18 protein-coding genes are annotated in these 24,730 nt (G+C 60.5%); 7 read left to right on the forward strand and 11 right to left on the reverse strand.

Features of this window, described 5'->3' with window-relative positions; genetic code table 11:
• Positions 1-101: 101 nt before the first annotated feature.
• Entirely contained in the window at positions 102-1,007 is a 906-nt protein-coding gene (locus PP263_RS13295; RefSeq protein WP_308364016.1) for a complex I NDUFA9 subunit family protein, read from the forward strand.
• Between the two features lie 133 nt (positions 1,008-1,140).
• Here the strand turns inward: PP263_RS13295 and PP263_RS13300 are convergent, their stop codons facing one another.
• From PP263_RS13300 to PP263_RS13320, 5 genes are all read right to left on the reverse strand, one after another.
• Positions 1,141-1,932: a gluconate 5-dehydrogenase gene (locus tag PP263_RS13300; protein WP_308364018.1), complete on the reverse strand. Its 792-nt coding sequence runs from the start codon at positions 1,930-1,932 to the stop codon at positions 1,141-1,143.
• 116 nt (positions 1,933-2,048) lie between these two features.
• Positions 2,049-2,891: a 5-dehydro-4-deoxy-D-glucuronate isomerase gene (gene kduI / locus PP263_RS13305; RefSeq protein ID WP_308364019.1), complete on the reverse strand. Its 843-nt coding sequence runs from the start codon at positions 2,889-2,891 to the stop codon at positions 2,049-2,051.
• 12 nt (positions 2,892-2,903) lie between these two features.
• Positions 2,904-5,405 (reverse strand): glycoside hydrolase family 88 protein, encoded by a 2,502-nt coding sequence (locus tag PP263_RS13310; protein ID WP_308364021.1) that lies wholly within the window; start codon positions 5,403-5,405, stop codon positions 2,904-2,906.
• Between the two features lie 75 nt (positions 5,406-5,480).
• On the reverse strand, positions 5,481-6,920 hold the full coding sequence (locus PP263_RS13315) for a glycoside hydrolase family 28 protein (protein WP_308364024.1): 1,440 nt from the start codon (positions 6,918-6,920) through the stop codon (positions 5,481-5,483).
• Between the two features lie 163 nt (positions 6,921-7,083).
• Positions 7,084-7,821 (reverse strand): FadR/GntR family transcriptional regulator, encoded by a 738-nt coding sequence (locus PP263_RS13320; RefSeq protein WP_308364025.1) that lies wholly within the window; start codon positions 7,819-7,821, stop codon positions 7,084-7,086.
• A gap of 211 nt (positions 7,822-8,032) precedes the next feature.
• Between PP263_RS13320 and PP263_RS13325 the strand changes: the two genes are divergently transcribed.
• Entirely contained in the window at positions 8,033-9,556 is a 1,524-nt protein-coding gene (locus tag PP263_RS13325; RefSeq protein WP_308364026.1) for an altronate dehydratase family protein, read from the forward strand.
• A gap of 201 nt (positions 9,557-9,757) precedes the next feature.
• Here the strand turns inward: PP263_RS13325 and PP263_RS13330 are convergent, their stop codons facing one another.
• Together PP263_RS13330 and pepB are read right to left on the reverse strand one after the other, a co-directional pair.
• The gene (locus tag PP263_RS13330; RefSeq protein ID WP_308364028.1) at positions 9,758-11,443 is read right to left on the reverse strand and encodes an enoyl-CoA hydratase-related protein; all 1,686 of its coding nucleotides are present in this window, start codon (positions 11,441-11,443) and stop codon (positions 9,758-9,760) included.
• 177 nt (positions 11,444-11,620) lie between these two features.
• Positions 11,621-12,910, reverse strand: a complete 1,290-nt coding sequence (pepB, locus tag PP263_RS13335; protein WP_308364030.1) for an aminopeptidase PepB — start codon at positions 12,908-12,910, stop codon at positions 11,621-11,623.
• A 154-nt stretch (positions 12,911-13,064) separates the two neighbouring features.
• On the opposite strand from pepB, the gene PP263_RS13340 reads away from it, so the two are divergent.
• The 4 genes from PP263_RS13340 to PP263_RS13355 all read left to right on the forward strand — a co-directional run bounded on the left by PP263_RS13340 (position 13,065) and on the right by PP263_RS13355 (position 16,774).
• Entirely contained in the window at positions 13,065-14,483 is a 1,419-nt protein-coding gene (locus PP263_RS13340; RefSeq protein WP_308364031.1) for a tetratricopeptide repeat protein, read from the forward strand.
• 117 nt (positions 14,484-14,600) lie between these two features.
• Positions 14,601-15,152, forward strand: coding sequence for a YdeI/OmpD-associated family protein (locus PP263_RS13345; protein WP_308364032.1), 552 nt, complete (start codon positions 14,601-14,603; stop codon positions 15,150-15,152).
• A gap of 220 nt (positions 15,153-15,372) precedes the next feature.
• The gene (locus PP263_RS13350) at positions 15,373-16,011 is read left to right on the forward strand and encodes a hypothetical protein (RefSeq protein WP_308364034.1); all 639 of its coding nucleotides are present in this window, start codon (positions 15,373-15,375) and stop codon (positions 16,009-16,011) included.
• A gap of 223 nt (positions 16,012-16,234) precedes the next feature.
• Positions 16,235-16,774 (forward strand): demethoxyubiquinone hydroxylase family protein, encoded by a 540-nt coding sequence (locus PP263_RS13355; RefSeq protein WP_308364035.1) that lies wholly within the window; start codon positions 16,235-16,237, stop codon positions 16,772-16,774.
• A 230-nt stretch (positions 16,775-17,004) separates the two neighbouring features.
• Here the strand turns inward: PP263_RS13355 and PP263_RS13360 are convergent, their stop codons facing one another.
• On the reverse strand, positions 17,005-18,768 hold the full coding sequence (locus tag PP263_RS13360) for a hypothetical protein (RefSeq protein WP_308364036.1): 1,764 nt from the start codon (positions 18,766-18,768) through the stop codon (positions 17,005-17,007).
• 208 nt (positions 18,769-18,976) lie between these two features.
• Entirely contained in the window at positions 18,977-20,377 is a 1,401-nt protein-coding gene (locus PP263_RS13365) for a rhomboid family intramembrane serine protease (protein WP_308364038.1), read from the reverse strand.
• Between the two features lie 274 nt (positions 20,378-20,651).
• Between PP263_RS13365 and PP263_RS13370 the strand changes: the two genes are divergently transcribed.
• Complete coding sequence (locus PP263_RS13370; protein ID WP_308364040.1) at positions 20,652-22,067, forward strand: S8 family peptidase; 1,416 nt, start codon at positions 20,652-20,654, stop codon at positions 22,065-22,067.
• Positions 22,068-22,206: 139 nt separating this feature from the next.
• On the opposite strand, the gene PP263_RS13375 is transcribed toward PP263_RS13370, so the two are convergent.
• Positions 22,207-24,357 (reverse strand): mechanosensitive ion channel domain-containing protein, encoded by a 2,151-nt coding sequence (locus PP263_RS13375; RefSeq protein ID WP_308364041.1) that lies wholly within the window; start codon positions 24,355-24,357, stop codon positions 22,207-22,209.
• Between the two features lie 82 nt (positions 24,358-24,439).
• Positions 24,440-24,655 carry a hypothetical protein gene (locus PP263_RS13380; protein ID WP_308364043.1) on the reverse strand — a complete coding sequence of 72 codons (216 nt, stop codon included), beginning with the start codon at positions 24,653-24,655 and terminating at the stop codon, positions 24,440-24,442.
• Positions 24,656-24,730 lie beyond the last annotated feature (75 nt).

Here is a 24,730-nt window from a genome sequence, read left to right on the forward strand (position 1 = left end):
GGGAACGAGAAGGCGCCGGAAACCCACAATCCGTACGCGGCCATCAAAAATACATATAGAAAAATTCAGGGGTGCGAGATAGTCAGCGCGGGAGGGTCGAGATGAATGAACAGGTGGCGACAGTTTTTGGCGGCACCGGCTTTTTAGGTCGTCGCGTGGTACGGGCGCTGGTAACGATGGGTTATCGGGTGCGCGTTGCGGCACGCCATCCCCAGGACGTGGATTTCTCTGACATAAACGATCAGATCACGCCAATACCTGTTGATATACGGGATGAGCGCCGGGTTTCAGAGGCGATTATGGGTTCGGCCTTCGTGGTCAATGCAGTTTCTTTGTATTTGGAGAGAGGTGACCTCACGTTTGACACCATCCACGTGAAAGGTGCTGAGCGCATCGCCCGTTGTGCCCGGGCAACCGGCGTTGATCGGCTTGCACATATATCCGGGCTCGGCGTAGACGAACATTCACCGTCGAAATTCATTCGCGCGCGAGCACGGGGCGAGCAGGTCGTTCGCAACGCCTTTGGGCGAGCAATCCTGATTCGGCCAAGTGTTATGTTTGGTAGCGATGATGCATTCCTGGCCTCCCTCAGAACCGCAACCCTATTGCCAGTAGTACCGCTGTTTGGCGAGGGAAACAATCGGTTGCAGCCGGTATACGTCAAAGACGTCGCCACAGCAGTGGCGGAACTTTCGCGGCGAGCTGGTGGTGGTCAGGAGCAATTGTTCGAATTGGGTGGCGGTAGTATCTACACTTATCGCCAGGCCCTGCAGGTGGTTATGTCCCACTTGGGACGCAGGCGCGTATTAGTGCCCGTACCATTTACTCTTTGGCGGGTATTGGTGGCCGCGTTGAGCCTGATGCCCAACCCTCCACTCACCCGCGACCAACTTATTCTAATGCAGAGTGACAATACGGTGGGTGAGAGCGCGAAAACTTTTGCCGACCTCGGTATTGATCCCCATAGCCTCGAGGATTTATTGGATGAGTGCTTGCCCAAAAAATAGCGGGTAATAAAAGCTTTTGCGCCCGATGATATCGATAGGGTTAAAGGAATTTTGTAGGGTGCATATACGAAGCGCATCCACCGCAAAGCGGGCCTGCGGCCCGCAAGCGGAGCTGGAGCTCCACGCCCCCAGGCTATTCGTTCGACGGCTTGCCGATGGTCGCCAGGATACCGCCATCCACATAGACGATCTGGCCGGTCACGAAGTTGCTGGCTTCGCTGGCAAGGAATATCGCCGTACCCTGTAGATCCTCCGGGTTACCCCAGCGCCCCGCCGGGGTGCGGCTGAGGATAAACTCGTTGAAGGGATGGCCGTCCACGCGGATAGGCGCGGTCTGGCTGGTGGCAAAGTAGCCCGGACCTATACCGTTGACCTGGACGTTGTGCCGCGCCCACTCGGTGGCCATATTGCGGGTTAGCATTTTCAACCCGCCTTTGGCCGCGGCATAGGCGGAGACGGAATCCCGCCCCAATTCGCTCATCATCGAGCAGATATTGATGACCTTGCCACCGCCGCGCTCGATCATCTTGCGCACCACCGGGCGGCTCATAGTGAAGACGCCGGTAAGGTTGGTGTCGATCACCTGCTGCCAGTCCTTCAGTTCCATCTCCAGCAACGGCACCCGGCGGATGATGCCGGCGTTGTTCACCAGGATATCGATGGGCGCACACTCGCTTTCTATCTGCCCCACGCCGTCGGCGACCGCCGCTTCATCGGTGACATTGAACAGGTAGCCGCTCGCATCGAAACCCTTGTTGCGCAGGTATGCCACCGCATCGTCGAGTTTCTGTTGCGACGAGTGGCCCGTGATGACCAGCCTGGCACCGGCCATGCCCAGCCCCTCCGCCATGGCCAGACCGAGGCCGTGAGTGGCACCGGTTACCAGGGCCAGCTTGCCGGTTAGATCGAACAGTGAGTTGGCCATAAGTACTCCCTAAATTGATTCTTAATTTGTAGGAGCGGCCGTTGGCCGCGATCACCCCCCTCCCCCGGCCCCTCCCCCGCAAGCGGGAGGGGGTTGGGGAGAGGGGGAATTTCAGATCATCGCAGCTCGTTCGGCTGCACAAAATCCATATCAGTGTAATCGAGATTCTCGCCCGCCATACCCCAAATAAAGGTGTAGTTGCTGGTACCCACACCGGAGTGCAGGGACCAGGTGGGAGAGATGACCGCCTGCTCGTTGGCCATCCAGATGGTGCGGGTCTGCTGCGGCGGGCCCATGAAGTGACACACGGCCTGGCCTTCCGGCACATTGAAATACATATAGGCTTCCATGCGACGGCTGTGGGTGTGACATGGCATGGTGTTCCAGACGCTGCCCGGAGCCAGTTCGGTCATACCCATCTGCAGCTGGCAGCTTTCCACCACTTCTTTTACCAGTAGCTGGCGGATAACGCGCTGGTTGCAGGTTTCGCCTGCGCCCATCTCCAACACCTTTGCGTCGTTCTGGCCCACTTTGCGGGTGGGGTACTCGCGGTGTGCGGGGGTGGAGTTCAGGTAGAACTTCGCCGGCGCGGACTTGTCATTGCTGGAAACTTTTACCTCGCGGGAGCCGCGGCCGACATAGATGGCCTCTTTGCTGTCGACCTCATAGCGGGTGCCATCGACTTCCACAACGCCCGGGCCGCCGATATTGATCAGGCCCAATTCGCGACGCTCGAGGAAATATTCGGATCTGAGCGCGTCCACAGTTTCGAGAAGCACAGCTTCCTCTACCGGCATGATTCCGCCCACGATCATGCGGTCTACGTGGGTATAGGTGAGGTGCACTGTGTCCGCCTCAAACAGTTTCGGCACCAGGAATTCTTCGCGCAAACGCTCGGTATCGTAGCTCACATAGTCGCGCGGGCTGTGCGCGTAGCGCTCTTCGTATTTGGTAGCCATAAATCTCTCCTTTTAGCCTTGCTTATTCAGCAGCTTATACATCTCCACACCGGCCATGATGAAGGGGCCAACGCCTTTGAGATCGTCGTCGATGACCGGCTCGCTCATGTAATAGCGGTAGGTGCCGTCGCGGCCGAAGCCCAGGCCCGCCACTTCGCAGTTGTTGGTCAGGCTTACACTGCCATCGGCGTGCACCTGGATAAACTGGTCCAGCAGGCCCTGATAGGATTTTTTCGCCAGGGGTACATAAGTGTCGGGCAGGTAGCCGTTGTTGATGGCCTTGGCAAAGAAGTAGGTGAACATGCTGCTGCCGGTGGCTTCCAGGTAATTACCCCGCGCGCCGGCTTTATTTGCGACCTGGTACCAGGTACCGCTTTCAGCGTCCTGGTATTTTTCCAGCACCGGGGCCAGTTCGTTGACCATGTCGATCAGGTACTGCCGCTGCTCCGCGTTTTCCTCCGGGATATAGTCGAGCACGTCTACCAGTGCCATGGCCATCCAGCCCATGCCACGGGACCAGAAATTAGCGGAGAGGCCACTCTCTTTATCCGCCCAACCCTGCTCTTTCGCTTCATCCCAGGCGTGGAAGTAAAGCCCCGTTTGCGGATCGCGCAGTTTTTCGCGCACCACCTTGAATTCCGCCAGTACCTCGTCAAAGTTCCCCTCTCCGCCATTATCAGCGCGCATTTTTTCGTAATGGGCGAAGAACGGAATGCCCATGTAGACGCCGTCCAGCCATACCTGGTGGGGATATTTCTGCTTGTGCCAGAAGGCACCGGCCGACGTGCGCGGGTGGTGCTCCAGTTGCTCGCGCAGGGTGGCCACGGCGGTTTTGTAGCTGTCTTTGCCGTTGCGCTCGAATATGCGCAGCAGCATCTTGCCGGCGTTGATGCTGTCGATGTTGTATTTTGACTGCACGTAGCCGTTGATACTGCCGTCTTCGTTGACGAAGGAGCCCATCACCTTTTCCACCGCATCTGCGTAACGCGGCTCAGGACTTACCTGGTTGAGGTCGTCGTAGGCCTGCATCAACAGGCCGGTGGTGTATTCGAAATAGGCCGGGCGCTTGCGGTGCGGGTCTATGCCTCCGAAAGCCAGTTGGTAGGTGCTGCGCTCCAGCTCGGAATCCGCCAGGCGCTGGCTCCACTGCAGTGCCACATCGGCGCTCAGCGGCTGCTGGGTCTGCGTCTCGCTCAGGGCGGTGGTCAGACGCTTGCGCAGCGGCATGGTGAGTTTTTCCGCCTCGCGGGCCAGATAGGCTTCAAACTGCTCAGCACTGGTGATGGGGCCGTGCCTGCTCTCCGCTTCTTTTGCCCAGGCGGCGGTGAAGTAGTAATTGAAATCGTTGGTGGCCGGCTGCTTGAATACAACCACCTGGTTAAGTTCGTCTTCGGTCACTTCCTTGACGGTCTTTTTCTGCACCAGCAGGCCCATGCCCAGGCCGCTGCCATCGAGGCTCTGCTGGCCCCAGGTGCCGATATAGGTCCAGGCCCCGCCGGGAATATCCAGGTCGCCGACCATCAGTTGGGTACCGGTGTGCTTGACCAGGCCGGCCACCAGGGCGCCGAGCCCTTCGCTGGCCTGCCCGTTCACTTCCACCAGGCGGCTGCCGGCGCGCATGGAGAGTATCGTACTCAGGTCGGCCTGCTTGTTCTCCGCGGGCTTCCAGCCTTTGTATTCAATATTCAGGGAAGAGTAGAGCTCGCCGTTGTCGACGATTTTTGCGGACCAGTCCTGCACATCACTGACCCGCACGACTTTTTCGCCATCCCAATAGCCATAGCCGCCCACGCCGAGGGCATCGCCCACTTTCAGGATATCCATGCCCCAGTCGGCCATATGGTGGTAGGACTCGAAGCCGTCCTGCCCCACATCCTGCAGCACCGGCTCGCGCACTTTCTTGCCGAATATGTCGAAACCGTTGCGCCAGTCCAGGTAGACCCGGTAGCCCACCAGATCCGATTCGATGCCCGGGCCCTCGTAGCGGATAAACTGCGAGTGATCGGTGTGTTCCGGGGGAACATCCAGCTCGCTGACATTCTGGAAGTAGCCGCCCAGGTATTTCCTGTCGGCCCACTGGCCGCCGGTCTTGCGGGAAATTTCCGCCTGGGTGCGTTTATCCGCGGCCGGCTGTTCACCGCTGCCGGGGAAAATTTTCAGGTCGATTTTTTCATCCACCTGCAAGTCCACCAGGAACAGGATACCGTCGGCGCTGCCATCGGCATCCCGGTCGACCCGCTGTACCGGCAGTTTTCCGCCGCCGCGGACCGCCAACGGCTCGGCGTAGTCTTCGCTCAGGCCCAGCTCCCGGAAGCTCAGATACACCGGTTCGTCCAGGCGCGGAAACGCCGACGGATTGGCCAGCTGGAGGCGGGCGATCAACTCGCTCTGCGCACTTTCCTTCTCTACCGGTTTTTGCTGTGCTTCGCTCGCGGCGGTATCGGTTTTCTCGCCACAGGAAGCCAGCGCGAACGCGGCAGCTAACAGTGGGTAAACGGAACTGGATAATTTCACGGCCACTCCTCTCGAATTTTTATTGTTCAGCTTCGTCGGGTTTTCAACCGAAAACCCTTCCGATCTGCGCCCGCGCTACGAACGGCTGGCAACGTACTTTTTCCCGGGGCTGAATATTTCGCCATTGATTTGCAATTTGTCCGCGGTGAACTCCTCCAGCGCCTCGATCACTCCCACCGATTCCGCGCTGCGTATTTCGCTGTTGGAAATATGCAGACCGCGGATGGGGGCGCGGTCGAAGCCTCGGATATGGAAGGCGCGCTGCGCCTTCTCGCAGCGGAGGTTGTCCACGAAGATGTTGTACACCTCCGGGTCGAAGGGGCCCTTGTCCCCTTCCTCGTAGAAGAAATTGATCACGATCACGTCTTTTACCTGGCCGATTTCCAGGTTGCGCACATAGATATCGTGAATTTTGCCACCGCGCATGGCATTGGTCTTGATGCGCAGACCGCGGTCCAGGTTGGGGCTGCTCATCACGCAGTTTTCCAGGAATACATTGCGCACGCCGCCGGAAATCTCGCTGCCCAGCACCAGACCGCCGTGGCCGTCGCGCATGCGGCAGTTGCGGATGACAATATTCTCGCTGGGTGTGGCCAGGCGGCGGCCGTCCGCATTGCGCCCGGACTTGATCGCGATACAGTCGTCGCCGTTGTCGAACAGACAATCCTCGATCAGCACGTTGCGGCAGGATTCCGGGTCGCAGCCATCAGAATTGGGCCCGTGGCTGCGCGCGGTGACACCGCGCACGGTAACGTTTTCACAGAGCACCGGGTGCATAACCCAGAAGGGGGAGTTTTCCAGGGTAACGTCTTCGATCAGCACATTGCGGCACTGGTAGAACTGCACCAGCGGCGGGCGCAGGTAGCTGCCGTCGGCATAGACCCGCTCCGCCACCGGCAGGCCTTTTTCCGCATCCTCAAACAGCGCGTCCCGCGCAGCTTTCTGCGTAGGGCTCTCTCGGTATTCGCATTTGCCGTTCTTTCCCTTCCAGGGCCACCAGGTATCGCAGTCCGCACCGCCATCGATGCGCCCCTTGCCAGTGAGCGCCACATTCTCGCAACCGAGTGCGTAGATGAGGGGGGAATATCCCATCAACTCCATTCCCTCCCAGCGGGTTTTTACCGCCGGCAGGTAGCGTTCCGGTTCGGGGATAAAGGAGAGCACCGCACCTTCCTGCAGGTGCAGTTCGGTATTCGATGGCAGGTGAATAGGTCCACTGCGGTAACGCCCCGGCGGTACCAGGATGCGGCCGCCGCCGGCCTCGCGGCAGGCGGCCAGGGCACGGGCGAAGGCGGTGCTCGCATCCTCGCCTTCACCACTGGCGCCGTACTGTCGGAGATTGAACTCCCGGGAGGGAATCTTCGGCCGCTCAATGGCGGCGAGAATTTTCGGTACCTCGGCCCAGGGGCCGCTGTAATCCATCCGCGGCGGCCGGCTCATGGCCCAGGGCACCGCCGGAATGGCGGCCGCGGCCAGAGCAGATTGCAGAAATGCGCGCCGGCTCAATTGTGTCATAGCTCCCTAACTCCACTATCGTTATTATCTCAGCCGAAAGCGGCAAGACCAGACCATTACTATGACCCAATGGTGTCATACCAATTTTACAGGAGCAAGGGGAAGGAAAATCAATGACCGATGATCAAATTAAAAAACTGATCATCGGTCATCAGTCATGGATTCAGGGCAGGGCAAAGCGCTGGCGCGCCGCATTCACTTCGCGCCGCGCGGCCTCCAGGGCCTCGGCTTCGGTGGCATCCAGCAACTGCTTCACCACACGCTGTAGGTGATCGCGCATGGCGCTCCTGGCTGCATCCGCGTCGCGGCGCTTGAGAGCGTCGAGAATCCTGCGGTGCTCCTCGATGCGCGGCCGGGAGCCGGCTTGGCGCACCTTTTCCAGGATGCGCGCGGACACACTGGAACTGTTACGCAGCTGCCAGAGGTGCTCGCACACGGAGACCACCGCATCGTTGTGGGTGCTGCGGGCAATATGAAGGTGAAACTTCTCGTCCGCTACCTCTGCGTTGGCCTCGGTGGCGTTCTCGACGATCATCTCCTCGAGTATCCGCTCCAGCGTCTCCAGTTCCGCCCCGGACATCTGCCGGGCGGCCAGGCCGGCGGCCTCCCCTTCGAACATGATGCGCGCCTGCAGTATTTCAAACGGGCCTATGTCGGATTCCCCGGCTTTGAAGGCGCCCACCTCCGCATCCACTACATAGACGCCGGAGCCGCCCTTCACTTCGACACAGCCGGCCAGCTCCAGGGCGATAATCGCCTCGCGTACCGTGGGTCGGCTGACCTCAAAACGTTCCGCCAGCTTGCGCTCCGCCGGCAGGCGTGTGCCCGGAGGGTAGTCACCGGAGGCGATGGCGGCGGCCAGTTGCTCAGCCACCTGTTGGTAAAGTCGCACACCTTGCATGAAGGCATTCTCCGTCATTCGATAATTGGCGCAGTTTAGCAGAAGGGGTTTAGCCGCTACAAACAGAACTGCTGCCACAACAGTCTTACCAAAACAAGTCCGATTCGAGATTGCGGCCTTACCAATATAGTGCTAGATTGCAGCCATTCACATAGCAATCAATAAAAATCAGTTGTTCCTGGCCGTTTGCCGGTGCGGAGTCTGTACGCAGATGGACCTTATCCATATTCACGAATCCGACAATGTCGCCCTCAGCCGCGCCCTGCTGCCCGCCGGCAGCCTGGTGAACTGGGGCGACGCCATGCTCGAGCTGGTCAGTGACCTGCCCGCCATGCACAAGGTGGCAGTCGCCCCCATCGCCAGCGGCGAGGCAGTGCTCAAATACGGCCAGGTGATCGGTTTTGCCACCCGGGATATCGCCGCCGGCGAGCATGTGCACGAGCACAACATGTGTGCCGGCAACCACAAGCCCAGCCACGATTTCTGCAGCGAGGCGCAGCCCGTCGATTACGTCGACCCGGCGGCCCAGGCCAGTTTCCTGGGTTTCCGGCGGCCCAACGGCAAGGCCGGCACCCGCAATTACCTGGCCATCGTCTCCACCGTCAACTGCTCGGTGACCGTGGGCCGGGCGGTGGCCGCGCATTTTCAGAACAGCGGCATGCTGCGGGACTTCCCCAATATCGACGGCATCGTCGCCCTGGGTCACGAGAGCGGCTGCGGCATGTCCACCTACGACGAGGGCTACCAGACGCTGCTGCGCACCCTGCATGGCTACATCGCCCACCCCAACTTCGCCGGGGTACTATTGATCGGCCTGGGCTGCGAGGCAATGCAGGTAAGCAGCGTGCTGCGCGAGTCAGGCCTGGAAACCAACCCGCTGTTCCAGACACTGACCATCCAGCAGCAGGGCGGTACCCGCGCGGCCATCCAGGCCGGCATCGAGATGCTCACCACCATGCTGCCGGCGGCGAACAACTGCCGGCGGGAGCCCGTTCCCGCCTCGGAACTGACCCTCGCGGTGCAGTGCGGCGGCAGCGACGCCTACTCCGGCATCACCGCCAACTCGGCGCTGGGTGCAGCGGCGGACCTACTGGTGCGCCACGGCGGCACGGTGATCTACTCGGAAACACCGGAGATCTACGGCGCCGAGCACCTGCTCACCCGCCGCGCGGTATCGCCGGAAGTGGCGCAGAAGCTGGTAGACCGCATCCACTGGTGGGAGCACTACACAGAGATCAACGGCGTTGCCCTGAACAACAACCCCTCACCGGGGAACAAGGCCGGCGGACTGACCACCATCGCAGAGAAATCCATGGGCGCCCAGGCCAAAGCCGGGACCACCATGTTGCAGGATGTCTATCTCTACGCTGAACAGGTGCGCACGAAAGGGCTGGTGTTTATGGACAGCCCCGGCTTCGACCCGGTTTCGGTAACCGGTCAGATTGCCTCCGGCGCCAATGTGGTCTGCTTTACCACCGGCCGCGGCTCCGCCTTCGGCGCCAAACCGGTGCCCAGCATCAAGCTGGCGAGCAACTCGCAGCTGTTCGAGCGGATGCGCGAGGATATGGATATCGACTGCGGCGGCATTCTCGACCGCGAGTACACAGTGGCGGAGCGCGGCGAGTTTATTTTCCAGCGCATCCTGGCCATTGCCTCCGGCGAGCTCAGCGCCAGCGAGAAGCTCGACTACGGCGACAACGAGTTTGCGCCCTGGCGGATCGGCGCGGTGATATAGCCCCTACAACGTTCTAACGCTCTTTCGTCGTTCCGGCGCAAGCCGGAACCCAGGTGCCACTGGCCTGGATACCGGCCTGCGCCGGTATGACGACTCAATGGGAGCTTGATCCGGGAGAGCCAACGTTCTCTACGGTCGTGCCCTCCGCCGTCTCATTGTCATCCGTTGTCGAAAAACACAAAGAAAAACGGCAGCCCACTCTCAGGAAAACACCACCCGCTGCCAGAAACGCACTTTGCGGCGCAGATGCGCCGGTGTCTCCCGGGGGGGAATCTTGTAGACAAAGTCCCGCCTCGCCCGGTGGTACTCCGCTTCCGGATCGAAGAGCACCGCGGACACCCTTTCCAGCTCCTCCTCCCGGTACCGGCGCAGCGGCTTGCACCTTTCGTCGGCGGCGCGCATGGCCCGCTTGGCTTTCAGCTGCGCGCCAAAGTTGGCAGATTGCGACAATATCCGGCAATAATGCTCCATCTCCCGCTGGAAAATATCCCAGCCCTCATCGAAGATTTCGTCGCCAAACCCTATCTGCAGCGCCTCGGTGGCGAGCAGCGGCAGGCAGTTTTGGGTCAGCGCCAGGGCCTGCTTTTTCCCAACCCGCCGCGGCAGCAGGTAGGTCCAGTACTCGGAGCCGCAGAACCCCATAGTCCGGTAATGTGGATTGAGCACCACGCCTTCGCGCAGTAGTACATGATCACAGGCCAGCGCCATCATGGCGCCACCGGCACCGGCGTTGTTGCGCAGGGCGGCCACGGTGATCTGCTCGGGTGTTTCGATAATGGCTTCCACCAGGTCGTCGATGGCGTTGATATTCTCCCAGGACTCCCGCGCCGGGTCCTCTGCCGCCTCGATACAGTGCAGGTGGATACCGTTGCTCCAGAAATCCTCGCCGCCCATCAGCACAATCACCCGCGCATCGCCGGACTGCAGTTCGCGGTAGTGTTCGAGCAGGCGCCGGCACTGGCCGGTATTCATGGCGCCGCCGGCAAAATCGAAATAGAGATAGGCCACATCGCCAATCCGCTCGCTGCGAATGTCTTCCACAGCGCTGGGGATGTTTTTCAACTCGCGGGGGATTTCCTTTAGCAGCGGCAGTAAAACCTGCGCCGCGGGCAGCTTGATCCCGCCTTCGCACCGGGCCTGCGGTATCCACACGGCACCATCGACGGTGGCGCGACAAACGGCGCCGTTGCTGTGGGCGATAAAGTCGCCCGCCCCACCGGAGAGATTTTCCTCCCGGCGCACACCATAGAGGAACACCACCTGGCCGCCGATCTCCTCACGGATACCCGGCGCGCTGTCGGCGGCGCGCAGTTTCGCAATGGCGATATCGGTGGAATCCCTTTGCCAGTCGACCGCGCGGTCCGCTTGGCGCATGGGTGGCTGCACGCACCCGGGAATTTTTTGCGTCTCCAGTGGACGGGGAGTGAAACCGGGGTCTTTCAGCGCGGCCAGGGCCGACTTGACCAGGGACGCGGCGGCGGCGGTGACCTCGCGCCGGTAAAGGCCTGCTTTGCTGGTGCCACGCAGGGGAAAGGTGGCGGTGCCCCAGATATCCCCCGCGCCCATTTCCCCGTTGGCCTGCAACAGGGTCACGCCCCACTCGATGCAATTGCTGGCGATCGCCCAGTCGAGAGACGCGGGCCCGCGATCGCTCTCGGTGCCGGGCCGTACCACCAGACAGGGTATTTTTTGCCAGATGACGTCGGGAATCCGGTGTACCAGGTAGGGGCAGACGATCAGCCGCGGGCGGAATTCGGCCACTGCCTTCTCCATCCCGGTTTCGCCAGTGGCCAGTTCTACTGAAACTTCGCAGCCGTGCAGTTCCAGTTCGCGGTGGATACGCTGGCTTATGCCGTTGAAAGCGCTGCACAGCAGCAGGACTCGCATGATGACGCTCCTTGTTGTTATTGGTCTCGGGAAAAATCCTCTTTCCCGTGGCATATAAAGAGAACGCTGTCAGCTGTTTGTAGGATGGGCAAAGCAAAGCGTGCCCATCAACTCCCCTCCGGAGGGCACGCTTTGCTTTGCCCATCCTGCAATACTGACCAGCGCGACCTCTCCACCTCAGTTGTCCTGCAAAAAGCGTGCAATTGTGCGCAGGCCATGGCCCTTGGCACCCTGGGCCCACAAGTCGTTGGCGGAGGGCAGGTAGGAGCCGGACAGGTCCATATGCACCCAGGCGCGCCCGTCATCGCGCACAAAGCGGGCCAGGAAGGCCGCGGCGGTGGAGGCGCCGGCACTGCCATCGATCCCCACATTGGCCACCTCGGCAAAGCCGGAGGGAATCTGCTCCAGGTGGAATTTCTCCAGCGGCAGCCGCCAGGCCTTCTCGTTTTCCGCGGCGGCAGCGTCCAGAACCTTCTGCGCGGTTTCATCTTCGAAGCTGAGCACCGAATTGTAGTCGCGCCCCACCGCCATCTTCGCGGCGCCGGTGAGGGTGGCGGCGTCGAGGATCCAGCGCGGATTCTGTTCCGACGCGGCGATCAGGCCGTCCGCCAGCACCAACCGGCCCTCGGCGTCGGTATTGAGAATCTCCGCGCTGACGCCATTTTTGTAGCGGATAACGTCCCCCAGCTTGAAAGCCTGGCCGGAGATCAGGTTTTCCGCGCAGCACAGGTAGAGCTTGACCCGCTTCTGCAGGCCGCGGGCGATAGCCAGCCCCAGACCCCCGCTGACCATGGCGGCACCACCCATATCGGATTTCATGGTGACCATATTGCTGGAGGGCTTGATGCTGTAGCCGCCGGAGTCGAAGGTGATGCCCTTGCCCACCAGGCAGAAATCCACCGGCGCATCGGCGTTCCCGGAAGGGTTGTAGTCCAGCTCCAGCATCACCGGCTCGCGCGCACTGCCCTGGCCCACCTTGTAGATACCGGCGAAACCCTCCTGTACTAACTCCTCCCCGGCGATAACCCGGTAATTGACCGCCTCCGGCGCCAGCTTCTGCAGCATGTCCGCCGCGCTCTCCGCCAAAGCCCGCGGGAACACCTCCTCCGGAGTGCCGTTGGTGATTTCGCGCACCCAGCGCGCCGCCGCCTCGCGGGCTTTCAGCTCCTTCAACTCGGCGGTATCCTGCGCGCCCCAATCCAGGCGGTTTTCGCGGTTCGGGTTGTAGTAGCCGGCCCAAAAGGCCCAGCGGCTCTCCAGGTCCCAGCCGTCTCCGGCGAGCGTCACCGCGGGTACGCCCATACCGTCCAGCCGCCGCGCCGCGCGCTGGACCGCCACCATCGGTGCGCCGGCGGCCTCGGTGGCGTGTACCACAGCGCCGCCGTCGGAAAAACTCAACAGCGCCTTGTCACCCCAAGTTTCCGCCGCGGCGGACTTGACCAACTGGACCTGCATTGCCTTCGTCATACTGCATCCTTAACTGAAATCGTCGGGTGGATTTGCGGTGCATTCTAGCAGCCTAATCAACTCCCCTCCCCCGCTTGCGGGTGAGGGGTTGGGGGAGGGGGTGCGCCGGTATAAACTGGCGCGCGGGAAATAACGACAACAAACGGATTTATTCATGGCCGAGCCCTGCAACTACCACTCATCCGCCGAGGCCGCCTGGCGCTGCCAGCCGTGCAGCCGCCACTTCTGCGGCAGCTGCATCCCCGGCGCCAGCGCCAACTATCGTAACGACCAGCCGGACTGTCCCCTGTGCCACAAACCGCTGGACTATATCGGCGCCAGCAACAGCGCCAAACCCTTCTGGCAGATGGGCCTCTTCTACTTCCGCTACGCGCTGCAGCCGGGCCCGCTGACGGTGCTGGCGCTGGCCACCGGCGCCAGCCTGATGATCTCCGGCCTGGGCATCATCTCACTGCTACTGCTGCTGGCGGCGGTGGCCCTGGTCAGCCGCTACAATCTGCTGGTGATCGAGAAGCTGGCCGGCGGCCAGTTGCAGGCGCCATCCTTCGGCGACGCCCTGGACGGCAACAGCGCGCCCCTTTTCCTCAAGGTGATCGGCATGGCCTTGATCGCCGGCTTCGTCGGCTACAAGCTGATGACTTTCGGCCAGGGTGCCCTGCAGCTCTATTCCATAGCGCTGTCCCTGCTGGCCCCGGCGGCGATGATAGTGCTGGCCCTGGAGGGCAGCCTGCGCGCCGCCATCAACCCGCTCAAGCTGCTGCAGTTCACTGTGATTATCGGCTGGCCCTACCTGCTGCTGTGGCTCACCACCAGCGCCGTCTCCGCCGCCCCCGGCTACCTGGTGGTGCTGGTGGCGAACAAACTGCCGCCCTGGGCCATAGTGCCGGTAATCGCGGCGAGCACGACTTACTTCTATATTGTGACCAGCGCGATGATGGGCTACATCTGCCTGTCCCGACAGCAAAAACTGGGCATCATCGCCGAGCGGGACGACGACGGCGACTTCCTTGAGGAAGCCGAATTCAACCGCGCCCGCGCCCTGGCCGAAAGCCAGATACTGATGCGCGAGGGCGACTTCAACGGGGCGCGCCGCGCCCTGGTGGAATGTCTGCGCCGCTACCCGGACGACCCGGCCCTGAACGAGCGCTACTACCGCCTGCTGCTCGCCACCCAGGACAAAAAAGCCCTGCGCGAACTGGGCCCGCACCTGCTGGAAAAATTCATCCGCATGAACCGCGCCCACAAGGCCGCGGAACTCTACCTGGCCACAGACCCGCTCCCCACCATCGACAAGTCCCACCTCCGTCACACCCTGGCCGAGGCCCTCTACCGGCAACAAAAATTCCGCCCGGCGGCGATGCTGCTGAATAATTTGCATAAGGGAGACAAGGACTACCGGCAGCTGGATGCAGCTTATCTGCTGTTGGCGCAGATCTATATCGATGGTTTTAACCGCGAGGATATGGCGAGGAAGCTGCTGGCGTTTGTGCGGCAGCATTTTCCCAATAGTAAATTGCAGGGGCAGGTGGATACGTTGGAGCGGGTACTTGGTGGAGTGCAGGTGGCGGGCTGACTGCTCGGCACAGACGTGCCCCTCACAATTTTTTATACATGCGACCATTTATGGGCATATAAGGCCAAGCTGTACGCTCCAGCTGGCAACGTAGGCGCATTTGGAGGCTGACTCAGAATGATACAAAGCGACACAAAGTCCCGGTTCAAAGCAAAACTGCTTTGTCCAGCCAAGTCGGGCAGCAATACGCCGTGGGCTTTTATAATTCTGCCCAAGAACGCGAGCGCAAAACTTCCAAGACGGGGAAGGACGACGGTAGAGGGCACCATCAACGGTCACGGCTTCCGGGCCACGCTCGAGCCGGATGGCCAATTGAGTCATTGGCTGCGGGTAAATGAGGAGCTACTCGAAGCCGCAGACGTGAACATTGGCGACACTGTCACCTTTGAGGTCATGGCAGTGGAGCAAGAACCAGAACCTGAGATTCCCTCGGACTTGCAAGAAGCCCTTGCGGCTGCTCCCGAGGCTCGAGCCGTTTGGGAGGATACAACCACCATCGCACGTCTGGACTGGATACATTGGGTTACTTCAGCCAAGCAGTCCAAGACTCGGGCGAAGCGGATTAGTAATGCTTGTGACATGCTTGCTTCCGGAAAACGGCGGGTTTGCTGTTTCGATCCATCTGGCTACTATAGTAAAGCCTTCAGCGCGCCTAAAGCGGCAGATTAAATCGGGCGAATTTATGAACAACCGAAGTCAGGGTACAATTTTGACCTGGATGGCACTAACCCCATGGGTGATGATTTGAAACAAGGATTTATGCTGGAGCGCTGAGCCAATTTGGCTGAAATCAGGTCTGCCCCGGACTTACTATCAGCGGCTCTACCGTAAACAAAGATTCTTCCCAGCAAATAGTAAACACTTACAATATTTCAGAAGGAACTCGAACATGCCTTTCAACCACATCACTGCCTCTCAACAGATTGATTCTACCTCTTGTGGGTGTTGCACTACGGCCTGGGGCCTCAAAGTATTGCATGAAAATAACTTGACGGCCGCTACCCTGACCCTGCCATCAGGGGCCAATTTGGCTAACCAAACCCAAGCGAACTATTGGAACTATGGCGATACCCGGCTGGAACGCGACCTGTTCCCAATGCGCGTCGGCGGCCGGGCACCCGGATTAACCATGCCCAGCAATATAGCCGAGACCATACTACGCAACGCCAACGGGATTACTCTGGTGCTGGAAACCACTCCTGGCATAGAAACCATTTTTAACAAGGTCGGGTACGGCGGTGAAGTCACCACGTTGAAAAATGTCGTGGCGAATTACGCCAACGCCTCCCACGTCTATATGGACTCCTATATCAGGCGCCCCCTTTCAACTCATCTGTTTTCGATTGGGTTGATGGGCAGAACCGACGGGACATTGCACTGGCTCTTCCAGGAAGGTTCCAATGGCTCCTGGTGTGACCCCGGATTGGTTGGCAACCGCCACTGGTTCAAAGCCCATACTGCCTACACCTCAGCGGCTCAGGGTACAGTGGGCTCAACGATAGGCGTGAACCTGTATGTTTATAACTAACTTCGCCTGAAGGCTAATTCAGGTACAGCGGCACGTCTAGCATGCCAATAGGTGGACAACAACAACCATCATTTTACCCAAAGAATATTGATATTGGGTCGGAGTACAATTTTGCCACCAAACCTTACTGGCAGATAATTCTCAGGCGCGCAAAGACAAAGAAAAAACATCCTTTTGATACTGTACGTCAAATAGCCAGCACAACCGATCTGAACGATGCCAAGTGAAATATAAAGACAGTAAGGGAAGTCTGGACACTCCCAAGAAGATTCTGAAAGTGAATCACGCGGGGGAATTTGGCGCGATAAATATATATCGCTCCCAGATCTTCGTTTCCCGAATTTTTATGCGCGACCTGGTTCCACTGCTCGAATCATTCCTGGCCGACGAGAAAAGACACCTGCAAATATTCTGGGCGGAAATCCAGTCCCGGAACGGCGTGAAGTGCAAGAGCTTCTGGCTTTGTGGGCTCGGGGGCTATTTTATGGGGTTTGTATCCGCGTTGCTCGGGAAGAAGGGCATTATGGCCTGTACCTGGGCGGTGGAGTCTGTGGTGGTAAACCATCTCAATACCCAGCTCGCCTACCTGGAGAGCAAATCCGACAGGGCTGCTTACCATACCGTAGCGGCGATCCTGGAAGACGAAAAGAACCATCGGGACATCGGCAGCGAACACGGCGGTGCCAACAATATCTGGTATGGCCCCCTGCGGTTTGTCATCAGTCTTTTTACCGAGGGCGTTATCCGGTTTGGTATGAGATAGCCGCATCTCAGTATCAGGAAATCAGATTTATGATTTATGATCGCGCCATCATCATAACCATAAACCTGACCTAAGGAACCTCTGAATAAGTCAAATTAGTCACTCCGGCGAAGGCCGGAGCCCATAGAAATCGCCGTGTTCTGGATTCCGGCCTTACGCCGGAATGACGATATTCAGAGGTTCCCTAAATGGCGGAAATGGAGAGCAGGGGTTAGCTGAAGCTATTCCGCTCAGAGCCTGTCCGAGGAACCCACGGCATCAATTATTTTATCGCCCTCCGCGTAAACCCTGCACAAGCTCTCGACATTTAATGTAATCCTCCGGGCTTCACACACCTCGAGAGCTTTGCTATTGGCACTATCTTGATCGGGAGAATCATAGGCATAACCGAACACATAGGCGCCTTTGTAATCAAGGGCCAGGGCGAGAGCCTTGTTCGCTGAATACCCTTTATACTTGGCAAAGGCATCATCAATAGTCTTTTTCTCCACCCCATCCACTTCAGGCGCTGCAATATCGGGCAGCAGATCGGCAAGCATGGCTTGAAGTTGTGTACGCGGTTGCTCCTCCGTTATTTGCATAAGCAACGGGTGCGCTACCCGGGCGAATATTTCCGCATCCCGGTCAAGATACAGTTCATTAGCGTACCACCAGGCAATACCCACCTCCCGCGGAGCCCTCAGGTAGGCCTGTTCCAGTATTTTCAGATACTCGCTCCGCGGATACCCGAGTTTCTGCATGGCGACAGCCAAGCCGCGCCAATAGGCTGGCACCTCATCGTTGGCTTCTATCAGTGCAGCAAACCTGTCGCGGACAGCTTCCAATCGCTCGGGATCGCTGTGTACGCCCTTTGCCAGCTCCCCTTCCAGCCACAAAATGGCTTCCGCGCTCTGGTACCACTGCTCGCTGTGCGCCCCCAAGGGTATAGATTCCAATAGGGATTCGGCCCGGGAAAACTCTCCGGCCCGGGTTTTTGCAACGGCCATTATCGACGTCAATTCATGGCTGTCAGCTCTCTCCGCCCGCGCATACTGCACCAGTTCCCGAAGGGAGTCTGCGTTCTTTCCGGACATCACCAGATAGCGGGCAATCTCGGCCACCGCATCCTCTCGTGACAACGGCTGCACTATCGGTTGAGCCGGTTTGTAGCCCCGGGGCATCTGGCCTGTGCTTTTGGAAAACTTGCCTTTCACCTGCCGGGTGTAGTGTCGTTCCAATTCTTCAAGCGGCATTTCCAGAGCCGAAACCAGAGCGTCCACCGGGTCCTCTCCACGGTTATACGCCGACACGTAATCCTGTATTCTGTCTGCCTTCCCACTGCTCATGATTAACCAGTGGGTAAGCATCCAGCCTCCCGCATAGACTCTGGAGTTATGCCTCCCGTCAGCCGTTGCCGGCGTCGCCCTGAGCAATTCCTCCAGCGGCATCGGCTGGTCGTAGTAAAGTGAGGCGGCGCGGTCCATGGGAATGGCCCCAAACACGTAGTTGCCGTCTTCAGGAAAGTCCACAGTGGAGAAAACTTCCGCAAACCCCTCGCTATACCAGTATGGGTAATGGAGTGGACTTCTCCCGTAGGTAAGGAAGTGCGTGTATTCATGAAACAGGAATTCGCGTGCCGGGTGTTCCCGCATGGACCGCTCGCTCCCAAGATTGACCAGGGCAAAGCTCCCATAGCTGGTATTATGGAATACGCCCCCGGTACGCTTTGCGTTCTCGTTGCCGACGAAGGCTGCATAACTGTTTCTGTCAGCCAACGCGAAAATTGTCAGTTTATGCTGGTCTTCACTCGCACTGAGCAGTTGAGAGGCCACAACCCGGAAGCGCTCCAGGTCTTCCACCAGGCCTTTTACCGATTCCGGTCTGCCGTTGGTCACTATGCGAAAATGTGGCGTTTCGATTTCACGCCATTCGGCATTTACCAGATTAGCCGGACTGGTCCACCCTGCAATCGGCAACAGATAAGCCATAAGCAGTATGCAAAGCTTGCCTCTCATTTTCCTTTCCTATACTCAACTTATTCAATGTAACAGGCAAAACAAAGACTAGTGGGCCCTGCGGTAAATTCGGTAACTAAAGCTCACAGCCACAGGCTCCAGAGCAAGACGAAAAAGCGCAGGACTAGCAGCGCTAATTCAAGCTTTTTCAACGCAGCACTGGGGCCTGTGGCGAAGAGATCGGTTACAGAATTTACCGCAGGGCCCACTATGCATGTTCTTCAGGCCGCACCAACCGCAATACCTCCCGCGCCCGCTGCTCCTCCCCGACCCTGCGATAGTGATTGACCAGCGCCATCCCAAGGCTCTGCAACAGCGGATGCTCGGCTCCCCTCTTATGCAGCCGCCGCAATAAATCCTCCAGCCAGGGCCAGTCTTTTTCCTGTGCCGCGCGCCGTGCCAGTAACAGGCAGGCCTTGGCGGTGAGGGCCCGGGGTTGGGGGCAGGCCTGGAGGTAGTTGCGGTAGCCTTCGGAAATTCTCCGGGCGTCGATTGCGGAGTTGCCGGCGAGGGCGAAGAGTGCCAGGTTTGCGCGGTGGTGCGCGTCGCTGTCCGGGGCTGCCGCGGTGAGGGCGATGGCGCGCTGAATCAGCGGCAGCGATTGCGGGAACTGGTGTACCGCGGCGACCGCGGCGTCGGCCGCCTCCAATAATTTGCCGCTGTTCTGTAGTGATTCGATGCGCGCCATGGCGCGCTGCTCCAGCAACGGGGCTTCGTCTTCCCGCGGAACCTGGGTGAGCGGCGGGCGCCGCTTTACCAGTACCATGGCAGAGGCAAAGCCGGCCAGCAGACCGCCGGTGTGGGCCCAGTAGGCAATACTGCTGTCGCCGTAAAAGTAACCGAAAATTTCCTTGCCCAGCCACAGCGGCAGCACCAGCAGCGCCGGCGCGCTGAACTCGCCGAACACGAAACCCAGGGTGTAGAAAAAGCGCAGCCTGCGAACTCCGTACACTGCGACGAACATGCCCATTATTGCCGACACCGCGCCGGAGGCGCCGACCATCGGCATCGGACTGCCCATCTCCACGGCGATGTGCAGCCCCGCGGCGGCCAGGCCGCCGAGCAGGTAGAGGCCGAAAAACCAGGCGGCCCCCAGCGCCAGCTCCACCGAGAGGCCAAACAGCAGCAGGAATACCATATTGCCGATCAGATGGTCCCAGCTGCCGTGCAGGAACATATGCCCGAACACGCCGGCCAAGTGGGGCTCCGCCGGGGTCAGCCCCAGGGCGAAACTGCTCAGGCGGTCGCGCAGCCGCACGAATTCCTGCCGTTGCGCCAGCCACTCGCTCTCCCCTTCGGTGCGCAGTTGCGGCAGCAGCCAGCGGTGAAATTCCGGGTTCCACAGCAGTTCGCGGTAGACGAAGTCCTCCCCCTCGGCATCCACCTGCAGGCGCCATTCCGGGTGCACCTCGTTCACGTAGATCAGGAAGCGTGACTCCTCGCGGGCGGAAAGGTCGTTGGAAAAATAGTATTCCTCCGCCTGCTGCCAGCGGGCCTCGTCGCCGCCCTGGTAGAACACGAAGACCAGCAGATTGAGCGCGATCAGGGCCAGGCAGACCAGCGGCGGGCGGCGCCAGTCGGGCTTGTTCTGGATGGGAATAATCAGCACGGGATTTTCCTTGTGGTTATCGCTCGGGCGGGCGGTTCGACATTACAACAATGCCATCCTCTTGCAGCCAAACGACCTAAAACCGCTACATAATTTACAAATACTTTGCACTTTCGCCACAACACCGCTATTTCCCCGCCAATTTTCACTAACGGCCCCTGCCTCGCTGGATTGTCCGGAGAGAGCCGCGCTATGTTTGCAGGCGTTGTCCGGACGCCCGCTGTGCGGTCCGACGGCGGGAGAGATCACAATAAGGAAATCATTGGAGCCCCAAATGAAGAAGCACAGTAGCAAACCCTCGAATAAAGTTTTACCGTTTTTCGCCACCTGCGCCCTGGCCTGTTCCGCCGGCGCCCTCGCCGCCCCCGATCTGTTGGCGGGCAAAATGAACCTCCCCGCGTTGCAGGCGGGCCAGAACCACCAGCGCTTTATCGTCAAATACCGCGAGGGCGCGGCGGAGCGCGCCAGCCTGGCCGCCGGCAACCGACTGCTGCACGCGGTAGCCGCGGAGACCGGCACAGAGCTGAATCTGGTCCGCCGCCTGGCCACCGGCGCCGACCTGGTGCGGGCCCCCGGCGGGCTGGACGGTGCCGCCGCCGAGGCGCTGATGCGCCGCTTTGCCCGCGACCCCGACGTCGCCTACGTGGAACCGGATATCCGCCTCACCACCCAGTTCACCCCGGACGACAGCCGCTACAGTGAGCAGTGGCACTACTACGAGGCCACCGCCGGCCTAAACCTACCCGGCGCCTGGGATAAGGCGGACGGCGGCGGCGCGGTGGTGGCGGTGGTGGACACCGGCTATACGGACCACAGCGACCTGCTCGGCAATATCATCGGCGGCTACGACTTTATCAGCGACAGCGCCACCGCCCGCGATGGCAACGGCCGCGACAGCGACGCCCACGACGAGGGGGATTGGTACGGCTGGTTCGAGTGCGGCATCTTCCCCGCCGGCAGCAGCTGGCACGGCACGCACGTGGCCGGGACGGTGGCGGCGCTGACCAACAACAGCCAGGGCGTGGCCGGCGTGGCCTTCAATGCCAAGGTGGTGCCGGTCCGGGTGCTGGGCAAATGCGGCGGCAGCCTCTCGGATATCGCCGACGCCATTGTCTGGGCCTCCGGCGGCAGCGTCTCCGGCGTGCCCGCCAATCCCTTTCCCGCGGATGTGATCAATATGAGCCTGGGCGGCTCCGGCGCCTGCGGCGCCACTTTCCAGGATGCCATCGACACCGCGGTGGGCAACGGCACCGCGGTGGTGGTGGCGGCGGGCAACAGCAATGCCGACGCCTCCGGCTTCCAGCCCGCCAGCTGCAACAACGTGATCAGCGTGGCGGCCACCGACCGCCAGGGCAACCGTGCCAGCTACTCCAACTACGGCAGCGCGGTGGATGTGGCGGCCCCCGGCGGCGAGACCGCCTCCACCGCCAACGGCGTGCTCTCCACTCTCAACAGTGGTTCGCAGACGCCTTCATCGGAGAGCTACGCCTTCTACCAGGGCACCAGCATGGCCACGCCCCACGTGGCGGGACTGGCGGCGCTGGTGCGGAGTGTCGATCCGGATATCACTCCGGCGGAGCTTGAAGCGGAGATCAAAGCCAACGCACGGGCTTTTGCGGGCTCCTGTTCCCAGTGCGGCAGCGGGCTGGCGGATGCCGATGCCACGGTCACTGCGGTAATGAATCAGTAGCTTGCCCACCGTAGGGTGCGCCGTGTGCGCCGACCGGGCATTGCCGCAGCTTCAGGCAATACCCGGTGCGCACGACGCACCCTACACCGGCTGGCGGTTTGTAATTGATCCAAATACGAAACCGTAAGCCCGACCATATTTATTTTCCCGCACGCCGCTCGACCGGCAGCGGAACCTCCCAGCTGCGCAGGTGCAGGTCGCGCTGGGGGAAGGGTACTTCGATGCCCCTCTCGTTGAACTCCCTCAGCAGCTCCAGGTTGTAGAGCGCGTAAGGGTCTCCAAGGGGCGAGACCATATTGCTATTGACCCACACCACCAGCTTGAAATTCAGCGCGCTGTCGCCGAACTCCATCAGCCAGACCTCGGTCTTGCGCTGCCAATCGGTATGGGTAATGTTCACCCGCTCCGCCGCTTCCATGGCCGCCTCGCGCACCAGATCCGGGTCGGAGCCGTAGGCCACGCCGAAGGGCACGTGGATGCGGCGCACCGGGTCGTCCAGGGTGTGGTTGATCACCCGACCGGTCACGAATTCCGAATTGGGCACCATGATATCTACGTTGTCCCGGGTGGTGATGCGGGTGGAGCGCACATTGATATCGCGGATGCGGCCGAAGACGCCGGACTCCAGCTCCACCAGGTCCCCCACCCGCAGCGGCTGCTCCAACAGCAGGATCAACCCGGAAAGGAAGTTGGAAAAAATCGCCTGCAGGCCGAAGCCGATACCCACCGACAGTGCCCCGGCCACCAGCGCCAGCTTGGACGTGTCCAGACCCAGCATGCTCAGCGCAATCACCAGCGCAATGGCGATAATGGTGTAGTGCAATACCCGGCCGAGGTTGTACATGGAGGATTCGCTGGCGTGTTTTTTCACTACCAGCCGATTGAGAAAACGCCGTGTGAGGCTGGAGATCAGCCAGGCGACCACCAGCACAAAAATAATCCTGGCGATGTCGCGCAAAGTTACCGGGCTCTCGCCGATCGCGAACAGCTCGTAGTCCGCCAGTTCCCGCCAACGGTTGTAGACAACACCACCCCAGTGGCCCGCGCGCTCGCGCACCGTGGCCCACCATCCCTGGTGCTGGCGGTACACCGTCAGTTGGGCTGTTTCGTACCGCAGCACGTCTTCGATCAAGTCGTCGCTGCGGCCCAGGGCACTATCCACCCGCTCGAAGCTCCGCCACCAGCCGCTCATCGCCTCGCTGCCCTCTCCCATCCAGGCCACCACCTGGCGCCGGCGGACGTTGAGTTCGCGGGAAATATTGTCGACCAGGGTGCGCGCTGTCTCCACCAGGTCGCCGCTGGAGACCAGAGACTGGTCTTTCACCTCGGGATTGAGCACATTGTTGATGGAGGCCAGTATCTCCGTTTTGCGCTTCTGCAGGTGTGCCTCCAGGGCCTGCACCTCCAGTTCCATCACCCGCAGGTCTTTTTTCATATTCTCAGCCGGGTCGGTGGACTCCAGTGTGGTGCTCTGCAAGCGGGTGCGGTCGCCGGTGAGCTTTTCGATTCTATCGGTGTATTTCTCCAGGGTTTTCTGCAGCTGCTCCGTCGCCTCGGCGCTGTACTGCAGTTCCTCCAGCATCCGCTGCAGCTGGCTCTCGCCGTGTTCGATCTGCTCCTGCCAGGCGCCCAACTGCCGCTCGATGATCCTGCGCTGCTCGATAATATTCAGGTGATTGAACTGGGCCGCCAGCAGCGCCAGGGCCGCGCCTCCGCGGGCGGCCGGGTCGTCGCTCGCCTCGCGCAGAATCACCACCTGCTGGCGCAACTGGCCCAGGGATTGGGCGAGCGCCTCGTCCAGTTGCCGCAGCTCCAGTTGCAGCCCCAACAGCCGTTGGCGCCCCCGGGCCACCGCGGCGTCGGCCGTGGCCCAGGCCATCACCCCCGGGTTGCGGGGGAACTCGACCTCGGGCAGTACCGCGACTTTCTCGAACTCGGCGTACTTCTTCCAGGTGATGCCGATGCCCTTGAGGCTCCTCTCCACCGCAGCGACGCGCTCCTGCACCCGCTCGCGGTCCGGCAGCGTCTCGCTCCACTTTTCCCAGGCTTTGTTCAAGTCCTCCAGCCACTGCTCGCGCTGCTCGCGAGTGGCCTCGGGCCAGGTGGTCCACCAGCCGGCGGAGGGCGAGTTGAAATCGGGAATCTCCGGTTTGAATTCCTCGGGCTTCTTGGTGGGCAGTTGGGCGAAAGTGTGAAGGGAAATACACAGCAGGAAGAGGGCCAGCGAAATACGGGCGGCAACGCGATAACGCCCACAGCGAGAGGGAAAGTGACAGCATTCGCCCGCCATAGCCTGACTCTATCCTTGACCGGAAACCGCGCAGGTCCACTGATAGAGTGTAGATGAGGGGAGTTATCAACCCGGCCAGGGGTTAATAGCGGCGCCTCGAGGAGGAGTCGTTCACACAGGCGAGGTACTCTTCCTCGTAGATACGCAGTTTGCGGCTGCTCACCTTGCCGGTGACGCTGACGCGGCGGGAGATATCTGCGGCGATCTGCCGGCAGGTGGCCTCGCGGGCGGCGCGCTCGCTGAATCCGGGATGGACATTGGAGTAATCCGGCGTCAGCGGTTGCCCATAGGCGCTCACTCCCAACGGTTTAGAGAACTCGCAAGCGGCCCGCAAGCCGAGCTGGGGCTCGGCGCTCCCGGCGGGCGCTCCCGG

It is taken from the genome of Microbulbifer sp. TB1203 (assembly GCF_030997045.1).
Taxonomy (GTDB): domain Bacteria; phylum Pseudomonadota; class Gammaproteobacteria; order Pseudomonadales; family Cellvibrionaceae; genus Microbulbifer.